General features: G+C 27.5%; 10 protein-coding genes and 1 pseudogene. All 11 read right to left on the minus strand.

Features of this window, described 5'->3' with window-relative positions; translation table 11 throughout:
- Window positions 1-434: 434 nt before the first annotated feature.
- Complete coding sequence (locus tag B4H69_RS08720) at window positions 435-626, minus strand: cold-shock protein (protein ID WP_038335863.1); 192 nt, start codon at window positions 624-626, stop codon at window positions 435-437.
- Between the two features lie 19 nt (window positions 627-645).
- On the minus strand, window positions 646-1,071 hold the full coding sequence (locus B4H69_RS08725) for a cold shock domain-containing protein (RefSeq protein WP_219033988.1): 426 nt from the start codon (window positions 1,069-1,071) through the stop codon (window positions 646-648).
- Window positions 1,072-1,410: 339 nt separating this feature from the next.
- On the minus strand, window positions 1,411-2,469 hold the full coding sequence (locus B4H69_RS08730) for a 3-oxoacyl-ACP synthase III family protein (RefSeq protein WP_291093567.1): 1,059 nt from the start codon (window positions 2,467-2,469) through the stop codon (window positions 1,411-1,413).
- Between the two features lie 346 nt (window positions 2,470-2,815).
- Window positions 2,816-4,477, minus strand: coding sequence for a hypothetical protein (locus B4H69_RS08735; protein ID WP_291093559.1), 1,662 nt, complete (start codon window positions 4,475-4,477; stop codon window positions 2,816-2,818).
- A gap of 1,000 nt (window positions 4,478-5,477) precedes the next feature.
- Entirely contained in the window at window positions 5,478-6,083 is a 606-nt protein-coding gene (locus B4H69_RS08740) for a hypothetical protein (protein ID WP_180906443.1), read from the minus strand.
- 162 nt (window positions 6,084-6,245) lie between these two features.
- The gene (locus B4H69_RS08745) at window positions 6,246-6,569 is read right to left on the minus strand and encodes a hypothetical protein (protein ID WP_180906444.1); all 324 of its coding nucleotides are present in this window, start codon (window positions 6,567-6,569) and stop codon (window positions 6,246-6,248) included.
- 2 nt (window positions 6,570-6,571) lie between these two features.
- Window positions 6,572-6,853 carry a hypothetical protein gene (locus B4H69_RS08750; protein WP_180906445.1) on the minus strand — a complete coding sequence of 94 codons (282 nt, stop codon included), beginning with the start codon at window positions 6,851-6,853 and terminating at the stop codon, window positions 6,572-6,574.
- A 79-nt stretch (window positions 6,854-6,932) separates the two neighbouring features.
- Complete coding sequence (locus B4H69_RS08755) at window positions 6,933-7,259, minus strand: hypothetical protein (RefSeq protein WP_280046557.1); 327 nt, start codon at window positions 7,257-7,259, stop codon at window positions 6,933-6,935.
- Between the two features lies 1 nt (window position 7,260).
- Window positions 7,261-7,698 carry a hypothetical protein gene (locus B4H69_RS08760; protein WP_180906447.1) on the minus strand — a complete coding sequence of 146 codons (438 nt, stop codon included), beginning with the start codon at window positions 7,696-7,698 and terminating at the stop codon, window positions 7,261-7,263.
- Window positions 7,699-7,781: 83 nt separating this feature from the next.
- Window positions 7,782-8,561, minus strand: a complete 780-nt coding sequence (locus tag B4H69_RS08765; RefSeq protein ID WP_180906448.1) for a hypothetical protein — start codon at window positions 8,559-8,561, stop codon at window positions 7,782-7,784.
- Window positions 8,562-8,563: 2 nt separating this feature from the next.
- Window positions 8,564-8,870, minus strand: a pseudogene (locus B4H69_RS08770) (Vgr family protein); the annotation flags it as partial.

Consider the following 8,870-nt stretch of genomic DNA (forward strand, 5'->3'; position numbering starts at 1 on the left):
CTGCTTCAGTACTTTATCGTTCTTAAAAATATTGTTTAATGATTTAGTGTAAAGAAATAAAATCCTTTAGAAATAGTTATTATTACTTTCATGGTAGATACCTGTTTCCATCGAGGGAAGTAATAATGAAATGATGTTTTGTATTTTATTGATTTATAGCGCTTTGATATTCTGTGGTTTTTTGTAGTTTACTTATAAATGCATTAAAAATATTTAAAAGGTAATAAACTACAGGAGATGATTTAGTATAATCAAATTTGTTTATTATTAGAAATCTTTAGAAAAAAGTGATTACACATAAGATTTACAATAGCTTATAAAAGCTGTAATTTTAGTAGAAGATAATAACAAATGTGTTATTGTGTATTTAAAAACAAAAAAGTCCTTATTTACATAAGGACTTTTTGATTTATAAGAAATAATTATATGTTGAATTATTTTCTTTTTACATTGACAGCCATAAGACCTTTTTTTCCTTTTTCAATATCAAAAGTAACTTGATCATTTTCAATTACTTTGTCAATTAATCCAGAAACATGTACAAAAACATCTTCACCTCCGTTTGCGTTAGAGATAAAACCAAAACCTTTTGATTCGTTGAAGAATTTTACTGTTCCTTCTTGCATAGTTGTATATTTAATTAATTTATTTTTTTGATATTTGAATTGCTCTGAATCCTTTTTCAGACATTTCTTTTTTGAACTGCACTTGATCTCCTACTTTAAGTAATTCTTTTGATTCTTTGAAGTGGAAGAAGATTTTATCGTTAGAAGTTGGTACTTTAATAAAACCAAAACCTTTTGAATCGTTGTAGATATCAACCATACCTTCTATAAAAACATCTCTGTTATCAGATTCTAATCTTTTATTATTCAGCAAATCGGCTTCTTTGTCTTGTAAATGAGGTGGTACATCTGTAAAATTACCAAGTACATCAACATAGACAATCATATCTTCTAATGATTTTCCTTTGTTGTTATTCTCTTTTCTGTTCTCTCTTTTGTTTAATTTCTCTAATTTTTTTAAAGCTTTCTTTTTGCTATTTTCTTTTTTAGATGTAGAATCTGCCATAAATGTTTGTATAGATTTTTTATTATTAATACTCATAAAACCTAAGAAAACATGAATTAATTATCCAACAACATTTATATTATAATGTAGTAAAACTTACAAGTATACGTTTTAGAAAACAGAAGTTAAAATTATATTGACTAGGTCAATTAGTGAATTAAAAAAAGTAAAATAAAGAATACAATTGTAAACTATTAAGACAAAATATCTTCTTAAGTACGTTGCAAAGGTAATAAGTTTTAATGAATTAAATGGTATTAATTTCTAGAGAATTCTATATGACAAAAAAGTTCTAACCTAATTGTGATTAGAACTTAGATATTATCATAATTGATATCGTTAAAATTGGTAAATAAATGTGTTTATATTCATACCTGCGCCAACAGAAGCAAATAATACCACATCGCCTTCATTTATTTGGTGATTTTCCAAATCATTATCCATAATCATTTTCAAAAGAATTGGAATTGTTGCCACACTACTATTGCCAAGTTTATGAATATTCATTGGCATAATATTTTTTGGAACATCTTGATCATATAAACTATAAAAGCGTTTTACAATTGCTTCGTCCATTTTTTCATTGGCTTGATGAATCACTATTTTACTGATATCGTCAATATTATATGAGCTATCATCAACACATTTTTTCATTGCTAAAGGTACTTTGGATAAAGCAAACTCATAGATTTTTCGACCATACATTTTGATATATTTGGTATTCGGACATTTTTCTGAATTATATGATTTTCCAAAAAACAGATAATCTTTTTCTTCGTTTGCATAAGAGGCAGATAAATGAGCTTGTATTCCTTTATTGTTTGTAGAAGCTTCTAAAATAGCAGCACCAGCTCCATCTGCATATATCATTGTATCTCGGTCCTGTTCATCTACTACTCTCGAAAGAGTTTCAGCACCAATTACCAAACATCTTTTTGCTAATCCAGCTTTTATAAATGCATTGGCTTGTATAACACCTTCTACCCAACCTGGACAACCAAAAATAACATCGTAAGCAACACAATAAGGATTCTGAATTTTCAATAAATTTTTTACTCTTGCAGCAAGACTTGGCACCATATCAGACTGAATAGTATCGTGTTTTACATCTCCAAAATTATGAGCGAATATAATATAATCAATAGTTTCTGCGTCGATATTTGCATTTGTGATGGCTGAAGCAGCTGCCATATAGCCTAAGTCTGATGTTACTTGATCTTTTCTGGCATATCGACGTTCTTCTATTCCTGTTATTTGCTTTAATTTATATGAAATAGTAGCATTATTTTGATCTAAAATTTCTCCTTGTTCATTAAAAAATTGATGTTCTTCAAAAAAAAGATTTGATATTTTTTCAGTTGGAATATATTTTCCTATTCCTATAAAGTGATTTGTCATATATATATAGATAACAGAGTTAGAATCTGCTATCGGATACAATCTCGGAATAACTTTAAGAATTATTGCTATAAAGTTATATTTTTAACTTAAACTTTATGTTTATACCAAAATTATATTTTATAAAATATTAAATTAATAAATTTTATGATCATTATTTTCAATATTATCTTGGAAGCTATATGCATAATAAGTCATATATGTTATTAATTTGGTTTTATAAAAATATAAGGTTAGATAATTCTAACCTTATATTTTTATAAGTATAGTTTGCTTTTGTTTTTAATTTTTACAATCTGTTTTGATAAAAAATTAAATCATCTAAAGCATAAAAAAGGTTAGTATTTTAGATATCTCCTAATTTGAATACAACAAGTTGAGTTGAATTTTGTACTAAAGTCATTCCATTTGAACAGTTTCCAGAAGATCCTCTTCCTAGCTGAATAACCCATGATGTTGTATTTGCAAGAGTTGTAACATAGGAAATTGTACCACCGTGATTAGTACCAAGACCACTAGCATCGGCTTTATGAGACGCAGTGCTATGAATTCTTTGAGTTCCTACTTCTTTAGGGAAATCAACTAAATAGGAACTAACTGTGCAGCTTCCTCCTACAAAAGCTTCATATATAAAGGTTATTTGGTAAATTCCAGGGGGAAATGTAATTGTTTCACTACTAGCATCAAAAGTTAAACCTTTAATTGCATTTTTTGTTAGCGACATCGGTACAGTTTTTTTAGCTCCTGCAGCAGTGTTATCCAAAAAATTACTTTGAGCCGTTAATAATGTAAAAATAGCAGGAGAAGGAATAGATAAATCGTTTGCTATTTTATCTGTTACTTGTACATTGTTATTACTATCAACAATTAAAATTTTTGAACCAATGTTAGACGCATTGCCAGTTGTTAAACCTGCTAATTTTAATGTATTTGTTCCGTCTGTGGTAATTGTGGTCGCTTCTGTTAATGTCCCGCCTAGTTTTATATCTCCAGCTGCTGTTTTACTCAGTCCATTTGTGACACCAACAGGAGTGAGAGTAGTCGTCTTTACATTATTATTTCCATCTATCATCAACATCTTAGATCCTGTAACAGCCATATCCCCACTTTGTAAACCTTCTATCCGTACAGGATCGATGTTACTGCTGCCTTTAATGTGAAGTTTATTATTTGGAGAAGAAGTACCTATTCCAATATTTCCCGAAGCACTAATCCGCATTCTTTCAATTAAATTACCTCCATTAGAGTTTCCGATATAAAAATCTTCTTCTAAACCTTTTGTATCTGATATTCCTGTACGAATAGATCCTAATGCCCAATTGGCACCTCCTGCAGTTGGACCATTGTTAGTAAAACCAAGTAATGATAAGTTTCCAATAGCTAATTCAGATATATTTCTTAGAGCCATAATTCCATATTGATTGCTTCCCGAATTTGCATCAATCAAATTGTATCTGCTCAATTTAGGATCTGTAGAAACAACATGAAGCTTCGTTTCGGGTGTTGTTGTTCCTATACCTATTTTGTGATTAGCTGCATCTACAGAAAAAGTAGGTCCATCTACAGAAAAACCATTGGCAACCGAAGAAGTGTACGCTAATGTATGATTTCCTTGAGTAACGATTCTATTTCCAGTAAGACTTCCGTCAGAATTATATATATTTTTTGATAAATAAGGAGACCATTCAGTTCCATTGAAATAGTAATATCCTGAACTTGTTATATTGGTAACCTGTGATAAACTAGGTGTTACTCCTGTTGGGATATCTGCTGTTGTAACATAGACTATAGCTCCTTCTTGATTAGTATTATAAGTCCCTGAATTTTTTGCTGCTAATTGCTGCTTTGTAACTCTTGGAGGCAAAATACCGTCTTTAGATGTTGTAGCTAAATTAGCCACAACATCTAAAGTTGATTGAGGATTATCTGTATTAATTCCCACTTGCGAATAACTAGTTTGTGTTGTCAGAAATCCAGTAAAGATGAAATAAAGTAGTTTATTTTTCATATTCTTTTATATATAGTTTTAAAAAAAAAATCATATTTCATTACATTTTCAAAAGATGTGATGTTTGTTTAAGTTGTTTTAAATTAAAGTTTTATACTTTTTAATTAAAGAAAAGATGCAATTTTAGAAGTAATTAAAAATATATCTAATTCATAAAAAAATATGTTCTAATAACTTCCTTTCTCCTGAGAATAAAATACTTTTCACTCAACATTATTCTAAGAAAATGTTTAATAACCATCTATTCTTATCAAAACTTATAGAAAACAGCAAATAATTTAAATTTTGTTATTTAAATCTTAAAATTATTCCGAAAATACAATCACTCTATTTAAAAATTGCTCATCTATACCCCTCATTTACTACCTTTTTTTACTTATTTGTATAAATAAGATAAATAACCTTTCAATTATTCTTCTCTACATCAATTTAATACTACAATTCAAATGATAGAATTAGCTAAATACTTCTTGTAGAATTTTAAATCAAATGGAATTTTATAAATAATAGTTAATACAAATCAACAATTGAACCTTGACCATTCATGAATGAAACATTTGTATTAGTCCGATATTCCCCAGATTTTGTATAGAAAGAAATTAAATTTGATATTACTAGTATTATAATTAAAGCTAGCGATTCTGAGTTATTTCGAACAAAAAGAATAAGAAAACTATAAAGAAGTATCAATGCTATTATTAACAGATCTATTACTTAGATTATTTTGATCTTTAACTAAATTTTGTCCCAAACCAATTAAAAGAAAATTAATAGTACGTAAGAGGACTTAACTCCTGTTTTTTCAAGAATAGATAAAAAGCAAGTAAGATTATGCTTAGTATATTAAATTTACTTGTGTAACAATTATTCCTAGATATTTTAAAAAAAGGAGTATAGTTTAAGATTTTATTTATAATAAGCGCTTTAGGTAGTGATAGGTAAGCTGTTTATAGAAGATAATTTTTTTGGAAAGTTATAAATTAGTTAATTCATAATAATTTTAAAAATTTTCTAAATCAGAAAAGCTCAAATCCTGAATTTTAGGTAGCTTATTTACTTTCATAATGATTTTCTTTTTATTTAAAACTTTATCTGAACCTAATTCTTGATTAAATTCTATTTTGGTGTTGGTTAACAAGTTAATATTGGTTTCAGATGTAGTATTTTTTCCGTCCCATTTAACTCTTGATATTTTAGTTAATTCAAAATTGTTTTGTTTATAACGAAATTCATAACGGCTTTTTCGATTCTCGATATCTGTAAGCATTACCAAATTACCATCTTCGATGTAAAAATCAGGGATAGGATTACCATTGTGTTCGCCTTTTTTATCAACTGGATATTGGTTTTCAATTAACTTTGTAGAAGATACTGCCAGTTGAATTTGTTTATTCGGTTTCGAAAGAAATATTTGTAATCGTAATGGACCTGTCTCGTCAATTAAATCCATTTCTAAAACAACTTTATCAATCTGTTTATCATTATTCAGGTCACCTTCTTCTTTTTGTACAAGAAATGTAAAATTATCTTTTGTTGTCTTTTGCGAATATAAATTTATAGCCACTAAAAGAAAAAACATGATATGATATAAGAATTTATTTTTCATAATTATTCTTTAAAATCATTCGATTAGTTTAATAAGTTGATTTTTAACTAGTTCGTCAAAATGATGCTTTAGAAAAAAGAAAAGATTATTTAAAAAGGAAATTTTTCACTTTCCCCATTATATACATTATTATATTTTATTAAAATTTCTGAATTGTTATACTTAACATCTCCAGTTTTCGAATTTACTCAAACCCCATTTAAAAAAAATTGCTTCTTTAGGATTTATAGATGAATTAAAAACATAGTAATCATTAATAACAAAAAACAACCAATTTTCTGGAATTTGATTATTTTTTTTCATATATTTTTTTTGAATATTCCATGCTTCTTCTAATTTGATAGGTGATTTTTTTTCAAATTCTTCAAATTCTTTTGTTTCAAAATAAATAATAGAATTTTCTTTAGCATACTTATCTTCATTACTTTTACAACTGATAAAGGAAATTATTGAGCTAAATATTGACATTAATATAATTTTTTTCATTTTTATGGAAAGTTTTTACTTTCATGTTTAATTATTGTTTGTTTTGCAAATTGACCACTATGCTGCCTAGAAGAACTTTTGAAAGATCTTAAATCCTCTAATAACCCACTAGGCATTTGAGTTGTATCAGGAATCCAATTTTTAACACCCAAAATTGCAGTTACACCATATGGAAAGGCTTGCTGAATTGCCGTTTTTACAGTTGTTGTACATTGTTCTCCTGTCCAAGGGTAACCGCTATATACTTTAAGATGTTTATAGCGCTTCTCCCACCATCCAATCATTTTATTAGCTTCGCCTTTACAGGAAATATTAATAAAAAGTCAATGAAATTTCATTGACTTTTTAAATAAGATTTTTTTATTATTTTACCACTGAAATTTCACCTGTTTCTATGTTTATTTTAGCTAAAAAATATAGTTTATTATTATCTTTATCTATTTTGTTTGAAAAACCTATGAAATAGAATCCATTATATATATATATATGTTCTATATATTTATCAATTTCATATGGACTTTTATCAAAACTGAAATTTTGTTTAAAAGTATTCTTATAAATTCCAGATGCTTTATTTCTAGATATTTTTGCTTGTTTCTCTATTCTAATAAATTCTTCACTATCAAAATTATATTTTTTCTCACAACTAAAAAATGAAAATATCCCCATAATTATTATATATTTTTTCATATTATCCTTTAAAATCATCCGATTCTTTTTTAATAATTTGATGTTTAGCACGTTCGTCAAAATGTTGTTTAGAAGAACTTTTAAAAGATATCAAATCTTCTAATAAACCACTAGGCATTTGTGTTGTATCAGGAATCCAATTTTTAACACCCAAAATTGCAGTTACACCAAATGGAAAGGCTTGCTGAATTGCTGTTTTTACAGTTGTTGTACATTGTTCTCCTTTCCAAGGATAAACGCTATATACTTTAAGATGTTTATAGCGCTTCTCCCACCAATTCAACATTTTATTTGCTTCGCTCTCCTTAACATAAAACTCAATTTTATGAACTTCTCCATATATATTAGTTCCATCATTATACCAATGAAGTCCAATAAAATCTAAAACTTGATTAAGCGTTACATCTTTTGCATTTATTTTTAATCTACTAGCTACCATTTCTCCCCACCAAGGTCTTCCTGGTGCAAATTTTTCATTAATATCATATATAGGTTTTCCTTTTGAATCTACTTCTTTTAAATTTATATCATCATCTTTATCGCCATCTCTATTAAAATCATAATCATATTCTTCTTCATTAATAATTGATAATAATCTGGTCCATAATCAAAATATTTATCACCTATTGCCATTGCAGAATGTCCTGCTAAACCTAATGCACTAATTGGATTATTTAACAAAGTGTAAAACGAATGCGGTAACTCTATAATCACAGTAATTAAAACTTCTTTTTCAAAAACTTTAAGATAATCTAATTGCGAATAGGGTAATTTTATTTGTACTTCATCATTATATCCACATTGAAAATAAAGTTCTATTTCATTACCTATATCATCTTCTATAAAGTCTATCAAACCACTACTTAAAGTTAATGGAAAACTAACCTTGTTGTCTATAATAGGTTTAGATTTAATAATATTTCCAGCTTTACCGTCTTCTTTTATTTCTATTATATCAATAGCATCAGGAGGATTAGGCCATCCATCATCATCATATAACTGTAAATCAACTTTTGCATCTGTCGCTTTTACATTTTCCATTTTGATGTTAAAATATACAATATCTCCAACATAAGCTTCTGTTATCCTATTATTTCCTTCTTTATCAGAACTCCACCAACCTTCTTTAAAATAGTTTAAATCATTATTTTTATCTTTTGATGGATTTCCGAAAATAGTTCCATTTTTAGCTGTAAAATGGCTAAAATTACCTGCATAAGCTTCAAATTCATCTGTAAAAACAGTCCAACTTTTTTCTATTTCAGTAATATGTTCACCTTCTGTAATTCTAATAATAGACATACTTAATGCATTTTAGAGTTTTCTCCACTATTATTATTAAATGTTGTCTGTGAATGAATATCATTATTTTCTTGCGAAATTATTTGTCTTTTTTTAGAATTTTCTTTCACCTCTTTAGCTTTAGACTCTCTACTTCCTTTCACAAATTCCATTAAACTTCCCACAACATTGGTCATGAAGTTACCACCAACAGAAATATTCTTTATTCCTCCTACAATTTGGCTTTCAGTCATTCCTATATTTTCTGTTTTATTCATAGTTACAGAATTAGATTGATTAAAGCCTACGCTTGTATTCATATTCTCTTGA

This window comes from Empedobacter sp. UBA6745, from assembly GCF_002453775.1.
In the GTDB taxonomy this organism is placed as follows: domain Bacteria; phylum Bacteroidota; class Bacteroidia; order Flavobacteriales; family Weeksellaceae; genus Empedobacter; species Empedobacter falsenii_C.